Source organism: Janthinobacterium sp. 61 (assembly GCF_002846335.1).
GTDB lineage: Bacteria > Pseudomonadota > Gammaproteobacteria > Burkholderiales > Burkholderiaceae_D > Janthinobacterium.
This window is the reverse complement of record NZ_PJMQ01000001.1, coordinates 344,047-359,565: the sequence shown is the minus strand read 5'-3', so window position 1 is coordinate 359,565 and position 15,519 is coordinate 344,047. Positions and strand designations below refer to the sequence as shown.

Below are 15,519 nucleotides of genomic sequence, written 5' to 3'. Positions count from 1 at the left end.
ACGTTATACGAAAACTATCGAAGTAGCTTTTTATGTTGTACGTAAAGAAAGCGCAGCGAAGCATCGGCTTTCTGCACAGAGAATGCGACGCCGAAAATTGGTAGTCAAGTGGTTTTATATAACGGTGTTTTTTACAATACCAGTGGTAGCAATCACTGCGCTGGCAAGCGATGCGTCGGCGAATGGCGGAAGTAATAAAAAGCCCGCTGCATGATGGCAGCGGGCAATACCGCGCAGGAGGCGTGGCGGCAAGTGGTATTAAGGGTTGCCGCGCAACAAGGACGAACTTATCTGTTCAGCACGTATTTCGCCAGGGTCTCCGCATCGGCTACGCTAAGCTGGCTGAATGGCGGCATGGGCACAGGGCCCCATTTGCCTGCGCCGCCACTGCGGATGTTCGCCGCCACGACAGCGGCACGGTCCTTGCCCTTGTATCTGGCTGCCACCTCGGCAAAGCCGGGGCCGACCACTTTCTGGTCCAGGGCGTGGCATGCCATGCAGCCATTCGCAGCCAGCAAGGTTTTGACATCCTTGCCGCTGGCGGCCTGGACAGCCGCTGCGGCTGGCCTGCCCACTTCCGCTGCAGGGACGGCGGCGCCCCGCTCCGCTCCATAGGTTTTCACCAGGTAATCGACCATGGCCGGCATGTCCGCGTCGTCAAACTGGGCGCCAAACGGCTTTTTCATCTTCTTGACAGTCGCTTCCCAGTAGGCGCGCGGCGAGGCAGGCGGCTGGCTCGATGCATACTGGGCCGCATGGCACGTCATGCAATTACGCTGCACCAACTGGTAGCCGGGTAATTCGCTGGGTTTGTAAGTTGCCGTTTCCGGCGGCAAATGGATTTCCAGCGCGCCCGCGCTGCCCGTTAGCATCAGGGCCACGGCGGTGGCAAGTGTTCTTATCAGCATGGCACTCTCCTCACACTGCCTGGATGCGCGTGGTTTCCACCACATTGCGCATATAACCCATGGGATTCCACAGGGCTTTCATCGGTTGGCTCTGGCCAACGCGGTTGACGGCGCGCACCATCAGCACGTGTTTTCCCTTGCGCGGCGCCTTCAGGACCAGCGTCCATTCGCGGAACGAAAAGCGCCCCAGGTCCTTGCCCAGCTTTGCTTCCTGCCAGCTCTGGCCGCCATCGGCTGAAATCGCCACTTCGCTGATGCCCTGCCCGCCATCAAAAGCGATGCCGCGCAAGGCCAGGTCGCGCCCGGCCTTGACTTGCGCGCCATCTTGCACGCTGGTAATGAAGGAGCGCACGTTGAGGCGGCTGATGGGCGTCGTCTTGCCTACGGGCGCACCCGGCTCGATGAAACCGGAGCCATTGTCGGGGATGCGGTAGCCCGTGCTCATCCAGAAGCCGTCGAAGGGTTTGTCGAGCACGGTGATGTCGCTCAGGTGCTTGACCCAGTAAGTGCCGTAATAGCCGGGCACGATCAGGCGCAGCGGATAGCCGTTAAGGAAGGGAATGTCTTCGCCATTCATGGCCCAGGCCAGCAGTACGTCACCGGCCATGATGTGCTCGACGGACAAGGCTTTCTGAAAATCGGGGCCGTCGCCCACGGGCGGCGTTTCCAGTCCATTGAAGGCCACCTGCACGGCGCCGGCCCCGATGCCGGCCTTTTCCAGCACGGTTTTCAGGGGAATGCCCGTCCAGCGGGCATTCCCCATGGCGCCATTGCCCAGCTGCCCGCCGTTGGCGCGCGGGGCAAAAAAGCCGCGGCTATTGCCCGAGCATTGCGTCACGGCCACCACGTCGACGGGTTCGGCCAGCTGTTTCAGTTCCGCCAGCGACAGCTCCAAAGGTGTCTTGACCAGGCCGGCAATGCGCAGGCGGTAGCTGCCGCCATCGATGCTGGTAGGCAAGCCGCTCCAGTGATAGCGCACGAAAAACGCGTCGTTGGGAGTAATCGCGCCTTCATTGAAGACGCTGAACGGCGTTTCCAGCTGGGGCGGACGGCTGGTCAGCAGGATCAGCGGGCGCTTTTGCGGGAAGGCCACCAGTTCGCGCTCGCCATTTTCAAACGGCAAGGTGACGGAAGCAGCCAAGGCTGACCCAGGCCCCGCCACTGCAGCGGCGCCCAGAGCGGTCGTGGTGCGCAGAAAGCGGCGCCTGCTTGCAGGCAACAAGGTCGCATCAGACATGTTTGAGCTCCACTTTGGTGTCGGCCGCTTCACCGCCGTTGCGGTCGTCGTTGACCAGCTTCTTGATGTAATACATGACACTCATGATGACCACGCTCAACAGGCCGAACCAGAACGACACGCGCTGCTCCGTATCGGAGGACACGCTCATGGCCCCCAGGATCACCAGCATGGCGATGATGGTGAAATACGTCAGGTAGGGGAACAGCCACATGCGCACCTTGATGCGTTCCGGGCATTCACGCTCCAGGCGACGGCGCAGACGCAATTGAGATATCGCAATGAGCAGGTAGACAAACAGGATCAGGATGCCGTAGGAATTGACGATGAAGGGAAACACCAGGTCGGCTGACACATACGAGACGGCAATGGCGAAATAGGCAAACAGGGTGCTGAACAGTATGGCGCGAATGGGCACGCCGTTCTTGCTCAGTTTGACCAGGCCCGTGGGCGCGTCGCCGCGGCGCGTCAGCGCAAAGATCATGCGCGACGAAGCGTACAGGCTGGAATTCAAGGCCGACAGCACGGCCGTCAAAATGATGGCGTTCATGATGTGGGCCGCGTACGGAATGTTCATGACGGTCAGGGCGCTGACGAAGGGCGTGGCGATGGCCGGCGAATCCCAGGGCACGATGCAGACGACGACAAACATGGACCCCACATAAAACATCAGCACGCGCGTGATGACGGAATTGGTGGCGCGGGCGATGGCCTTGGCCGGGTCCGACGTTTCGGCGGCGGCAATGGTGACGATCTCGGCGCCAGAGTAAAAGGCCGTGGCGGCGACGGCGCCACTCAATACAGGCCCCCAGCCATGGGGCATGAAGCCGCCGTTGCTGGTCAGGAAACCCAGGCTAGGGATGCTGTTGGGCAAGCTGCCTGTGATGAACAGAGCACCGACAAAGAGGAAGACGACGATGGCAACCACCTTGATCGAGGCGAACCAGAACTCGAATTCACCGAAGGCCTTCACGGAAAACAGGTTCAGGATGGTCATCGACACGAGTAGCACCAGGCTGATGGACCACGATGGCACGTCGGGCAGCCAGAAGTTGACCAGCTTGGCGCCGGCAATGGCTTCCAGGGCGACGACGACGACCCAGAAATACCAGTACATCCAGCCGCTCATGAAGCCGAGGAATTTCGACACTTTCGGCTTGTCATCGAAGGCCAGGCGCGCATATTCGTAAAAGGAGCCGACCACGGGCAGGGACGAGGCCAGCTCGCCCAGCATACGCATGATCAGGACGACCAGGCCGCCCGTGAGCAAGAAAGAAAGGATGGCTGCCGGTCCGGCGGCCTTGGCGATGACGCCGCTGCCGACAAAGAGGCCGGCGCCGATCACGCCGCCGATGGCGATCATGCTCATATGGCGTTGCTTCAGCGAGTGCTGCAAGCCCGTGTTGTTGTGGTTGTCGCTAATCATTTTTGTCTCCTAGTAATATCTGAAGCTCGGTGCACCCTGGCCTGCTGCGGCGGGGAAGTGCCGCGCGGCTTTGTTTTATTTGGGCAACACCGTCAAGCAGCATCGATACATCATCAAATCAGTCTGGTTGGCTGCATGCCAGAAGTCAATCTGGAAATGCAGCGGCCCGGCGCGGCGCCCAAGGGACAAGCGCGCAGGAGGATACCTACGGGGTATGGCGGTTGAAAAAAGGGAGCGGCGGCAACACTCGTGGCGTGCGCGCCACTCCCGGGAACGTCTTACACCTTGCCCTTCCATGGCACGAGGGTACGTTCGAGGTAACGCATCATCAAATCAAACAGGAAAGCAAAGAAGCCGATCACGATAATGCCCATGATCACCACATCGCTGGCCAGGAACTCGGAGGCGCTGAGCACCATGTAGCCTAGGCCGCGCGTGGCCGCCACCATCTCGCCCGCCACCAGGGTGGTCCAGCCCACGCCGATGCCGATGCGCATGCCGGTGAGAATTTCCGGGATGGCGGCACGCAGAATCACATGCACGATGACCTGGAAGCGGGTAGCACCCATCGAGTAGGCCGCGTGGATTTGCTCCAGCGATACGGAGCTGACGCCGGCCCGGGCCGCAATCGCCATCGGGGCGAAGATGGCCAGGAAGATCAGGTAGACCTTCGAGAATTCGCCGATACCGAACCAGATGATGACCAGTGGCAAGTAAGCAAGCGGCGGCAGCGGACGGTAGAACTCGATCAAGGGATCGAAGATGCCGCGTGCCACGCGATTGACGCCCATCATCACGCCGACGGGGATGGCAAACAGGCAAGCCAGACCGAAGGCGCCGAACACCCGGACCAGGCTGGCCACCGTGTGTTCCCACAAAGTGGCGCCGCCGAAACCGGTCGTGGCCGCCATGATGAATTTCTCGTACACGGCTTGCGGCGACGGCAGGAACAGCGGCTTGACCATGCCGCTGGCCGTCACGGCTAACCACAGCAGCAGCACGGCGATGACGGTAACGGTGGCGATGCGGCTGGAATTGCCCTGCCCCGGCGCGCCGAACGCTTCGCCAGGCATGGCGCAGCGGGGAGCGAACAGGCGCGCAAAAAAGCCGGCGCGCTTGGCGGTGGTGGGAGGAAATCCCACGACGGATGGGCTATGCATGGGACACCTCCAGCTCTTTGTTGACTGCGCGCTCGTCGCCATAAATGATGTTGAGCACCGTTTCGCGCATCTTGATGAAGTCCGGGCTCGATTTCACGGCGCGCGCATCGCGGCATTCGAGGAAGCGCTTGTTGAAATCGAGTTCATACGTGTGCGTGATGCGGCCCGGACGGGGCGACATGACGATCAGCCGGTTCGCCAGGAACAGCGCCTCGTCGACGCTGTGGGTAATGAAGAAGAACATGGTGCTGGACTTGGCCCAGATATCGAGCAGCAATTCCTGGATGGTTTCGCGCGTCAGCGCATCGAGCGCCGCCATCGGTTCATCCATCAGCAGCATGGCGGGATTGCTGGTCAGGGCGCGGGCGATGCCTACCCTTTGCTGCATGCCGCCCGACAATTGATAAATCATATTGTCGTGAAAGTCCTTCAAGCCCACCAACGCCAGGTTCTTGGCCGCCTGTTCGCGCCGCACGGCTTTAGGCACGCCTTGCAGCTTCAAGCCGAATTCCACGTTTTCCATCACGTTCAGCCATGGCAGCAAAGCATGTTTCTGGAACACCACGCCACGGTCGGCGCCCGGCCCTTCCACTTTATTGTCGCCCAGCATGATTTCGCCCTTGGACGGGGCGATAAAGCCCGCCATCAGGCTCAGCAAGGTTGTCTTGCCGCAACCTGATGCACCCAGCGCAACGACGAAGTCGCCGCTATTGATGGTCAGATTGATGTTATTTAAGGCATGTACGCGTTCACCGGCCGTCTTGCCCGGATAAATCACGCTGACATCCTTGACGTACAGATTTTCCATGATGTCCCCGCATAGGTAATACTTCAGTTCAACGCATTCTGTTCAGTCAGCGCGCCCGCAGGCGCGCCATCGCACAACGTTTACTTCAGCAGGCCGGCGGCCTGTGCATACTTGGGGGTCACATATTTGGCGTAATCTGTTGCCAGGGTGTCGATCTTGCCTTCGCCCTTGAGGAATTGCGCCGTGGCCAGCAAGGCTTGCGCCACGCCGCCCTTCGCGCCGCCACCGAGCCAGGCCGGCGAAGCCTGCTCCTGCAGCGATGGGTAGGCGTAGAGGGCCACGGAAGCGGCCACGTCCTTGGCGGCAGCGCCCGAATGCTTGACGTTGGCTTTCACTTGCGGCGAATCGATGGTCCACGCCTTCGGATTGGCGCGGTAGTCGGCGTCGGCCGCGGCCATCACCTTGACGAACTTGGCCATGAAATCGGCATTCGCTTCGCCCCAGGCGCGCTCGACGGCCATGCCGTCAAACGTGGCCTTGCCCTTCTTGCTCAGTTCACCGGAGGTCACCAGCACCTTGCCGTTTTGCTTGAGTTTGCTCAAAGCCGGATCCCACACGAAGGCGGCATCGATGTCGCCCCGTTCCCAGGCAGCGGCGATCTGATTCGGCTGCATGTTGAGCAACTTCACTTCCGTGGGCTTGATGCCCCAGGTTTCCAGCGCGAACATGGTGTGGAAGTGCGTTGTGGAAACGAATGGCACGGCAATCTTCTTGCCGCGCAAGTCAGTAGGCTTGCTGATGCCGGCGCCGTTGCGGGCCACCATTGCTTCGGCTTCATTGATGTCGTCGATGATCCAGAACAGTTGCAGATCGACGCCGCGGCTGACAGCCGCCGTCAGGGGGCTGGAACCGATGACGCCGATCTGCACGTCGCCGGAAGCCATGCCGGTGGCCACCTTGGCACCCGAATCGAACTTGCGCCAGTTGATTTTATAGCCGGTGGTTTTTTCCACTTCACCGCTGGCGATCGCCACCAGGAAGGGACCGTTGATTTCCTGATAGGCAATCGTCACTTCCTTGCTTTGCGCAAAGGCCGTACCGCTGGAGGCAAGGGTAACGCCCAGCACCAGGGTGCCGAGGACGGCGCGGCGCATCGTTGAAAAAACCGTGTTTTTGCTCGTATTTGTGTTCATGTCTCACTCCAAGATTTATTGTTATGTGTGAACGTGCGGGCAATCTCATCCCTCGCGGGAGGCGCCGCTGGTCGATCTATGTCAACGCATGCGGCGGCTTAGTACGGCTACTGCTATTACTATTTAAAACACTTCATCCTTCAAGTGATACCAGCGGTACAGGAAGCGCTGGCCCAGGCGGCGGAACGGGGCGAAGGCTTGCGACTCGACCAGTTCCATCATGTTGGGATACGGCAGTTTCGAATTGAAGATCGGCAAGCCCGTGTCGCTGGCCTTGCCCGCGATGCGCTCGGCCATGCGCCGCCCAGCCTGCGCCGAGTACATGACGCCGTTGCCGCCGTAACCGAGCGAATAGAAAATCGATTGCCTGGGGTCCGGTTGCACGATGCGCGGCATCATGTCGTGACTGACGTCGACCCAGCCCCACCACGAATAATCGATGGCGATGCCCGTCAGCGCGGGGAACTTGCGGTGCAGATCGTTGATCAAAAACTGTTTGTACTTGTCGTCCGGCGCGTCGGCGCCCGTGATGGCGCTACGGCTGCCGATCTGCACGCGATTGTCCGGCATCAAGCGGTAGTAGTGGCGCAGGATGCGCGTATCCGTGATCACCTGGTGGGTGCGGAAGTTGCACGCCTCGATTTCCGCCGGGGTCAGCGGACGCGTGACGAGCGAGTTCGACAAAATCGGCAGCAAGCGGTTTTTCACTTGCGGATGCAGATGGGGCGAGGTGTAGCCGCCCGTGGCCACGGCCACGGAGCGTGCACGCACCACGCCACCCGGCGTTTGCAGATAATGCACGCCGTTGCGCGTTTCCCAGCCCATCACGGGGCTGGACGGATGCACCTTGGCGCCCAGCGCGCGCGCCTTGCGCAGGTAGCCGAAAGCCAGCTTGCCCGCGTGGATGCCGATGCCTTCCGGCTCGTGCAGCGCGCCGGCCGCTTCCTTGTCGTCGACGAATTCGCGCTTGACGGTGTCGGCGTCGAGTATGCGCGCGTCGTATTTGAAGATCTCGCGCATGACCTTGGCTTCTTTTTCCAGCGCGGGCATGGCTTTCGCCTTGTGGGCGATGTACAGGTGGCCGCCCGGTTGCGGGTCGCAATCGATGTCGGCCGTGATCTTCTTGAACGTTTCCATCGCGTCACACACTTCCGTGTGCAGTTTCAGGGCCGTATCCATGCCGTAGCGGTCTATCCACTGCGAGCGCTTCAGGCGACCCGTCGTGCATTGGGCCTGGCCGCCATTGCGCGTGCTGCAGCCCCAGCTGACGCGGTTCGCTTCCAGCACCGTCGCCTTGATGCCGTGTTCCTGGGCCAGGAAGATGGCGCAGGAGAGACCGGTAAAACCCGAGCCGATGATGGCCACGTCGACGTCGATGTCATGCGTGATGGGGCCATCGTCGGCAGGCGGCTCGCCGGCCGTGCCGATCCAGTAGGTGGGCGCGTAGGCATTGCCGTGGCCGGGACGCTGGGCCACCAGCGGATCAAAGGCGGGATCGTAGGGCGTGCGGGCGGCGGTGCTGTTGCCCAGTACGCCAGGCGGGGTGTCGACAGGTTTGTTCATGATCATTCCTGGTGAACGTGCTGGCTCAGGCTTTGGCAGCCGTGACGACCGGTGGGCGATCCTTGCGGAAGGCATTCTTCACGGCGATCTTGCCGTCACGGAAGGTGAAGATGTCGACCATGCGCGCTTCGATGCGCGTGCCGTCCGCCTTGGTGCCGGCAAAGGTCGACTCCGTCACGCCGTGCTGGCCGCTGACGAAGTGCACGGGGTTGAGCCAGGCGGCATCGGGGAAGGTTTGCCAGGCCAGCTCGAAGCCGGCGCGCACGGCGTCGCGGCCGATGAAGCTCTTGCCCAGCAAGTCAGGACCGGCCACGGCGTGAAATTCGCAGTCATCGGCCATGGCGGCCATCAGGGCGTCGACATCGTGGCGGTTCCAGGCATCGCCGAACGCTTGCAGGAAATCAGTAGTCACGGCGGTGGTGACGGCGTCGGTAGGTACTCGTGTGTTCATTTTTGTCTCCGTAAATCGTTTTTGATACGATACGTTCCGTTTTTTGTCTTTTATTGAATTTAAGCCTTAAGTATGGCCTTGTCAAATCAAATAATCCAAAAAACGGGACGCCTTGTATTCTTTAATGAAATTATGATGCTTCAGTGACAATCTGTGAGAATTTGGTCACAACGCTGTGTCGGATTACGCCGGGCAGAGGCCCGGCTAATCCGACCTACACAGTCGCGCAGGTTGGGTAGGTTGGATTAGCGGGGCCGCCGAGGCCCAGAGGGCGTAATCCAACAACACCAGCAAATCAGACGTAGTCTTTATATTTATCCAGGTGACGCACAGGTTTGCTCAGCGCATCGCGGCGGAACGGGTCGCCCAGTTCGCGCGTGCACATGATTTCGATGATGGTGGTCTTGCCTTCATTCATCTGCATGTCGATGGCTTTCTTCAAGGCCGGACCCACGTCTTCCAGCTTGTCGACCGTGATGCCTTCGGCGCCCATGGCCCGCGCGATTTCCGCGAAGCTCTGGTTGTCGAGTTCACCGGCCACGAAGCGGCGATTGTAGAAATCGACCTGGTTTTTCTTTTCCGCGCCCCACTGGCGGTTGTGGAACACCACGGCCGTCACGGGAATGTTGTGGCGCACGCAGGTCATCGTTTCCATCAAGCTCATGCCCCAGGCGCCGTCGCCCGCATACGACACGGCCGGACGGTGCGGTGCGGCCACTTTCGCGCCGATGATGGTCGGAAACGCATAGCCGCAGTTGCCAAAGCTCATCGCTGCAAAGAAGCTGCGCGGCTTTTCGAAGCGCAAATAACTGTTCGCCACCGAGTTGATGTTGCCGATGTCGGTCGACACCATCACGTCTTCCGGCATGGCTTTTTCCAGCTCGCGCAAGACCTGGCGCGGGTGCAGGTAATTGCCCGGCTCCTTCTTTTGCTCTTCGATCATGTCCAGGCTGTACGCATCTTTTTCATGCGTCCAGTTCGTCAATTCCTCTTCCCACGCGGCCTTTTCCGCTTGCACGGTGGCATAGCGCTCGTCGCGCGTCGCGTCGCAATCGAGGCTCTTTCCATCCAGGCGGGCCAGGATGGCTTTCGCGGCCGCCTTGGCGTCGCCGCAGATGCCCACCGAAATCTTTTTCACCAGGCCCAGCATCTTGTTGTCCGCATCGATCTGGATGATCTTGGCGTTCTTCGGCCAGTAATCCATGCCGTGCTGCGGCAAGGTGCCGAACGGGCCCAGGCGCGAACCGAGGGCCACGACAACGTCGGCCTTGGCGATCAGTTTCATGGCCGCCTTGGACCCTTGGTAACCGAGCGGGCCGCACCACAGCGGGTGGCTGGCGGGGAAGGAATCGTTGTGCAGATAGCTGTTGACGACGGGGGCACCGAGGCGTTCGGCCAGTGCCTTGCATTCTTCGATCGCTTCGCCCATGACGACGCCGCCGCCCGAGATGATCACGGGGAACTTGGCTTTCGCCAGCAGCTCGGCCGCATCGTTGAGGCTTTGCTCGCCACCGGCGCCACGGTCCAGGCGGTTCGGTTTTGGAATCTCGGCCTTGATTTCGCCATAGAAATAGTCGCGCGGGATGTTCAGCTGGGTCGGGCCCATTTCCGACATGGCGCGGTCAAAGCAGCGGCCCGTGAATTCGGCCATGCGGGCAGGATTGGTCACGTGGCCTTGATATTTCGTGAATTCCTCGAACATCGGCAGCTGGTTCGCTTCCTGGAAGCCGCCCAGGCCCATGCTCATGGTGCCCGTCTCAGGGGTAATGATGACGACCGGGGTGTGCGCCCAGTAGGCGGCGGCGATGGCGGTGACGCAATTGCTGATGCCGGGGCCGTTCTGGCCGATGACCACGCCGTGGCGGCCCGAGACGCGGGCATAGCCGTCGGCCATGTGGCCGGCGCCCTGCTCGTGCACGACGGGAATCAATCGGATGCCGGCGGGAGCAAAGATATCCATCGGGTCCATGAAGGCCGATCCCATGATGCCGAACATGTCGGTCACGCCATTGGCGGCCAGGGTTTCCACGAACGCTTCGGAAGGCGTCATCTTTTGCGGGCCTACAGGTATCGCGGCTGCGGCGGCTTTTTGCTCAGTCATGTCATTCATGGGTGTCTCCTGGTCTGTGGTGTGAGGCTGTTGAAATGATCAACTCATTTATTAAAAATCGGTATATTTTGTTCCGAAATTTGATATACAATTCAATTTAAGCGTTCGGGAATCAAAAGTCAAACAGATTTTCAAGGAAACGGTACAATTTGAGTTCGAAAATGAAATAACACACCGAGGCCACCATGGACATGATTTCATCCCCAAAACTTGAGCCAGAAAAGCTGGAAGGCGACACGCCCACAATGCGTTTGTTTGCCTTGCTGGAAGTGATTGCCGAGAAGGACCAGTTGCTGTCGCTGCAAGCGCTGGTGGAAGAAACGGGGCTGCCAAAACCCACCTTGCACCGCATGCTGCAACAGCTGGAAAGCGTGGGCGTGCTGCAGCGCGAAAGCGATGGCCGCCACTACAGCACGGGCGTGCGCCTGCGCCGGCTGGCATCGAACCTGCTGATTAACAACACTTTCCATGGCGCCCGCCGCATGGTCTTGCGCCAGCTGGTCGAGGAAGTGGGCGAAAGCTGCAACCTGACGGCCTTCAGCGGCAGCGAAGTGGTGTACCTGGACAGGGTGGAAACGGCGGCCCCGCTGCGCTTCTACCTGCATCCCGGTTCGAGGGTGCCGGCCCACTGCTCGTCGAGCGGCAAGCTGTTCCTGGCGCAAATGACGCCCGTGCAACGGCGCCGCCTGCTGGGCCATATGGAATTGACGCGCTTTACGGACAAGACGGAAACGGACCCCGTCAAGCTGGAACGCGAACTGGAACTGGTGCGCCGCAACGGCTACGCGCTGGACGACGAGGAATTCCTGCCCGGCCTGCTGTGCGTGGCCGTGCTGGTGCCGAACCCGAACGGCCGCTCGAACCTGGCCGTGGCGATCCAGGCACCCATCATCCGTTTGACGCACGACAAGGCTTTACATTTCTTACCAGCATTGCAACGCGCCGCGCAAGCCCTGGCCGCCATCGAATCGGAAACCATGCCGACGACGGGCGGGGACGACGACGCATTGCAGGCAGGTAATTCATAACCGCTGCGGCACCCATGCTGCGGCTAGACCAGGAGAACAAGGTGCCAGATTCACGCCAACATCCCCCCGCCGCAGCGGCGCAAACCTTGCAGTCCGTGCGCAGCCTGTTCAATATCGACAGCGACCTGCTCGTGCCCGTCTTTACGGAGCGCGATCCGCATGTGCCAGACATCGATCCCGCCTACCGCTTCAACGAGGATGTGACCCTGGCGATTTTGGCCGGCTTCAGCCACAACCGCCGCGTGATGGTGCAAGGCTTGCATGGCACGGGCAAGTCCACGCATATCGAGCAGGTGGCGGCGCGCCTGAACTGGCCCTGCGTGCGCGTCAACCTCGACGGCCACATCAGCCGCCTCGATCTTGTCGGCAAGGACGCCATCGTGCTGCGCGAGCAGCAGCAGGTGACGGAGTTCCAGGAGGGCATCGTGCCCTGGTCATTGCAGCGCCCCGTGGCCCTGATCTTCGACGAGTACGACGCGGGCCGCCCGGACGTGATGTTCGTCATCCAGCGCATTTTGGAGCGCGACGGCAAATTCACTCTGCTGGACCAGAACCGGGTCATCACACCGCATCCCCATTTCCGCCTGTTTGCCACCTCGAACACCGTGGGCCTCGGCAACTTGAACGGCATGTACCACGGCACGCAGGTGCTCAATCACGCGCAGATCGACCGCTGGAACATCGTTGCCACCTTGAACTATCTGCCGCAGGCGGAAGAAACGGAGATCGTGCTGGCGCGTGTCCCCGCCATGAATGACGAGGCGGGCCGCCAGCTGGCAAGCAGCATGGTGGCCGTGGCCGGCCTCACGCGCCACGGCTATGCGGCGGGCGACCTGGCCTGTTTGATGTCGCCGCGCACGGTGATTACCTGGGCCGAGAATTGCCAGATCTTCCGCGATCCGGCGCTGGCTTTCCGCCTGTCCTTCCTCAACAAATGCGACGAGGCCGAACGGCCCATGGTGGCCGAGTATTACCAGCGCTGTTTTAACGAGGAATTGCTGGCGACGGCGCCATGAGCGCCGAAGCGACCGCGCCTGCCCCCTACACGCGCGAACAGCAGGAAACGGATGAGCTGTGCGCTGGCGCCATCCGCGCGCTGAGCGGCGTTGCCGCCATCCGCTACCGGGGCCGGCGCCTGCACGACGGCCACCGCCCCCTGCCCATCCATTCGGCCCATCTGCAGCCCGATGCGGCGCTGCAGGATTTGCCCTCGCTGCGCGGCGCGGCCGACAGCGTGGCCCTGCGTTTGCTGCATACGGACGCTGCCCTGCACAAAACGCTGTGTCCGCCAGAACCCGTGGCGCGTCTGGTGTTCGAACTGCTGGAGCAGTTAAGAGTGGAAACGCTTGCGCCAGATCAACATGCCGGAGTGATCAATAACCTGCGCCACCGCTTCACGGCCTGGTCGCATGCGTTTTACGATTCCGGCCTGGCCGAAGGCGCTTCCGGCTTGCTCTTGTATACAGTGTTCCAGATGTGCTGGTCGCGCCTGACGGCCCGGCCCGTGCTGGAAAAGACGGAAGATTTCATCGAGGCCACGCGCTGGTCCGTTTCTTCGCAACTAAGTGGCGACCTGGCGGGATTGCGCCGCCACCGATTGGCCCAGGCTGCCTTTGCCCGCCACGCGCTGGCCATCGCCCATGCCGTCGACGCCATGCTGAAAGAGGCGCAAGCGGCGCAGGATGACCAGCAAAACGCGGCCGAGGACGCGAAAGCGCAGGCGGCCTTCAAGCTGCTGCTCGATTTCGACAGCGACAACGACAATTTTCCCGATAGCGCCCCGCTGGGCGACAGCCGTGCCTTCGGCGACGGCGATGGCGCCTACAGGGCTTACTCCACGGCATACGACCGGGAAGAAAAAGCGGGCGAACTGGTACGCCGCGCCCTGCTGCTCGAATACCGCGAGCGCATGGATGCGCGCATCGCCAGCCTGGGCATCAACACGGCGCGCCTGGCACGGCGTTTTACGCAACTGCTGGCCGTGCCCCAACGCGACGGCTGGTCGTTCGGCGAGGAAGAAGGGACTATCGATGGTCGCCGCCTGGCGCAGCTGATCAGCTCGCCGTCCGAGCGCCGGCTGTTTCGCAAAGAACAATTCCTGCCCCAGGCCGATTGCCTGGTCACCTTCCTCGTCGATTGCTCCGGTTCCATGAAGACGCATGCGGAATCCGTGGCCGTGTTGCTGGACATCCTGCTGCGCGCGCTGGACCAGGCTGGCATCAAGACAGAGTTGCTGGGCTTTACGACGGGCGCCTGGAACGGGGGACGAGTCAAACGCGACTGGATGCGCGCCCGCTCACCCGTCAACCCGGGCCGCTTGAACGAACGCGTGCACATGGTCTTCAAGGATGGCGACACGAACTGGCGCCGCGCGCGTCCCGACATCGCGGCCCTGTTAAAGGCAGATCTGTACCGCGAAGGCGTCGATGGCGAAGCCGTGGACTGGGCGTGCAAGCGCATGCTGGCCCGCCCGGAGCGGCGGCGCATCCTGCTCGTCGTCTCCGACGGTTGCCCGATGGACACGGCCACGAATCTGGCCAACGACGAGTTTTACCTGGCGCAGCATTTAAAACAAGTGGTGGCGGGCCGCGAAGCGCAGGGTGCCGTGGAAATCCGCGGCCTGGGACTGGGCCTGGACCTGGGCGCCTACTACAGCCGCAGCCTGGCCACCACCCTGCCCGCCTCGCTGAACAATGAGCTGTTCAGCGAGATCGCCCAGCTGCTCGCCGGACGAAAAAAATAGCGTCCTATGCCGGCGGCAGCGTCGGCGCCAGCAACTGCCGGCGATGCGCCTGCAAAAACGCTTGCACTGGCGACGCCTGCCTGCCCGTCGAGCGGGTAAAGTCATCGCTGACCAGGTGCATGGCATCGGTGGCCAGCCAGCGCTCGATACCGGCCAGCATCGTTGCCATCGGCGCGGGCATGCCGGCAGCGATGAAATGGCGCGCGCGCGAATCCGCATCAAGGGCCACGACCTCGATGGACTTGCCGAATACCTGGGCGGCGATGGCGGCCAGCGCCCGTGCATCGAGGGCGGCGGGACCTGTGATATCCAGGATGCGGTTGCCACGGTAGTCAGCCGCCAGGGCTGCGGCGGCCGCATGCGCGCAATCCTCGCGCGCCACGCAGGACACATGGCCTTGTCCCATGGCCGTGCGCAACTGGCCATCCATGGCGGCAGTGCCCAATACCACCAGCAGCAAGTCCTGGTAAAACGCATTGCGCAAAATCGTGTGGCCGATGCTGCTCTCTTGCAGCAGCGCTTCCGTGGCAAGGTGGTCGTCGTTCAGCAACGACCTTTTCCCCTCCTCCGGCTGCAGGAACGAGGTGTAGACGATATGGTCCACGCCCGCCAGCCGCGCCGCCGCAATGGCATGGCGGTGCTGCTCCAGGCGCCGCCCCGTGCCATCGATGGCATTTGTACTGATCAACAGCAGGCGCTCGACGCCTTGGAAGGCGGCGGCCAGGCCCTGCGGCTGGTCGTAGTCGCCGAAGCGCACATCAATGTCCTGCTCCTGCCACGCCGCGTGGTGCCCGGGTGTGCGGGTGATAGCCGTGAGCGCCATGCCCGGATGGATGGCGCGCTGCCGGATGAGTTCATTGACGACCAGGGTGCCCAGTTGGCCGGAGGCGCCGGCGACGGCGAGATGCATTGTTTTCATGTTCTTTTCCTTGTGGCGCGCGCAGGCGTACCC

The 15,519-nt window shown here is 61.6% G+C and carries 13 protein-coding genes; 3 read left to right on the top strand and 10 right to left on the bottom strand.

What is annotated here, in order from left to right; translation table 11 throughout:
* Positions 1–287: 287 nt before the first annotated feature.
* From CLU92_RS01690 to xsc, 9 genes are all read right to left on the bottom strand, one after another.
* Complete coding sequence (locus tag CLU92_RS01690) at positions 288–908, bottom strand: c-type cytochrome (protein ID WP_101480461.1); 621 nt, start codon at positions 906–908, stop codon at positions 288–290.
* Between the two features lie 10 nt (positions 909–918).
* Positions 919–2,145: a molybdopterin-dependent oxidoreductase gene (locus tag CLU92_RS01685; protein ID WP_101480460.1), complete on the bottom strand. Its 1,227-nt coding sequence runs from the start codon at positions 2,143–2,145 to the stop codon at positions 919–921.
* Entirely contained in the window at positions 2,138–3,571 is a 1,434-nt protein-coding gene (locus tag CLU92_RS01680) for an amino acid permease (protein WP_101480459.1), read from the bottom strand. The genes CLU92_RS01685 and CLU92_RS01680 overlap by 8 nt, the downstream gene beginning before the upstream one ends.
* A 278-nt stretch (positions 3,572–3,849) precedes the next feature.
* A complete protein-coding gene (locus CLU92_RS01675; RefSeq protein WP_243858333.1) occupies positions 3,850–4,644 on the bottom strand; it encodes an ABC transporter permease subunit in 795 nt (264 codons plus the stop codon).
* 79 nt (positions 4,645–4,723) lie between these two features.
* Positions 4,724–5,539, bottom strand: a complete 816-nt coding sequence (locus CLU92_RS01670; RefSeq protein WP_070219220.1) for a taurine ABC transporter ATP-binding protein — start codon at positions 5,537–5,539, stop codon at positions 4,724–4,726.
* Between the two features lie 80 nt (positions 5,540–5,619).
* Positions 5,620–6,672, bottom strand: coding sequence for a taurine ABC transporter substrate-binding protein (tauA, locus tag CLU92_RS01665; RefSeq protein WP_373917220.1), 1,053 nt, complete (start codon positions 6,670–6,672; stop codon positions 5,620–5,622).
* 123 nt (positions 6,673–6,795) lie between these two features.
* Positions 6,796–8,235, bottom strand: a complete 1,440-nt coding sequence (locus tag CLU92_RS01660; protein WP_101480457.1) for an FAD-binding oxidoreductase — start codon at positions 8,233–8,235, stop codon at positions 6,796–6,798.
* A 25-nt stretch (positions 8,236–8,260) separates the two neighbouring features.
* Complete coding sequence (locus CLU92_RS01655; protein WP_101480456.1) at positions 8,261–8,686, bottom strand: nuclear transport factor 2 family protein; 426 nt, start codon at positions 8,684–8,686, stop codon at positions 8,261–8,263.
* A 295-nt stretch (positions 8,687–8,981) separates the two neighbouring features.
* The gene (xsc, locus tag CLU92_RS01650; protein WP_101484443.1) at positions 8,982–10,787 is read right to left on the bottom strand and encodes a sulfoacetaldehyde acetyltransferase; all 1,806 of its coding nucleotides are present in this window, start codon (positions 10,785–10,787) and stop codon (positions 8,982–8,984) included.
* Positions 10,788–10,987: 200 nt separating this feature from the next.
* Here xsc and CLU92_RS01645 point away from each other — a divergent pair, with 200 nt between their 5' ends.
* From CLU92_RS01645 to CLU92_RS01635, 3 genes are read left to right on the top strand one after another with little or no spacing between them, the layout of a single operon-like run.
* Positions 10,988–11,824: an IclR family transcriptional regulator gene (locus CLU92_RS01645; RefSeq protein ID WP_369811606.1), complete on the top strand. Its 837-nt coding sequence runs from the start codon at positions 10,988–10,990 to the stop codon at positions 11,822–11,824.
* A 41-nt stretch (positions 11,825–11,865) separates the two neighbouring features.
* Positions 11,866–12,840 carry an AAA family ATPase gene (locus CLU92_RS01640; RefSeq protein WP_257560828.1) on the top strand — a complete coding sequence of 325 codons (975 nt, stop codon included), beginning with the start codon at positions 11,866–11,868 and terminating at the stop codon, positions 12,838–12,840.
* Positions 12,837–14,567, top strand: a complete 1,731-nt coding sequence (locus CLU92_RS01635) for a cobalt chelatase (RefSeq protein WP_101480454.1) — start codon at positions 12,837–12,839, stop codon at positions 14,565–14,567. Before CLU92_RS01640 ends, CLU92_RS01635 begins: the two co-directional genes overlap by 4 nt.
* Positions 14,568–14,571: 4 nt before the next feature.
* Here CLU92_RS01635 and CLU92_RS01630 read toward each other — a convergent pair whose 3' ends face one another.
* Positions 14,572–15,486 (bottom strand): NAD(P)H-binding protein, encoded by a 915-nt coding sequence (locus tag CLU92_RS01630; protein WP_180338401.1) that lies wholly within the window; start codon positions 15,484–15,486, stop codon positions 14,572–14,574.
* Positions 15,487–15,519 lie beyond the last annotated feature (33 nt).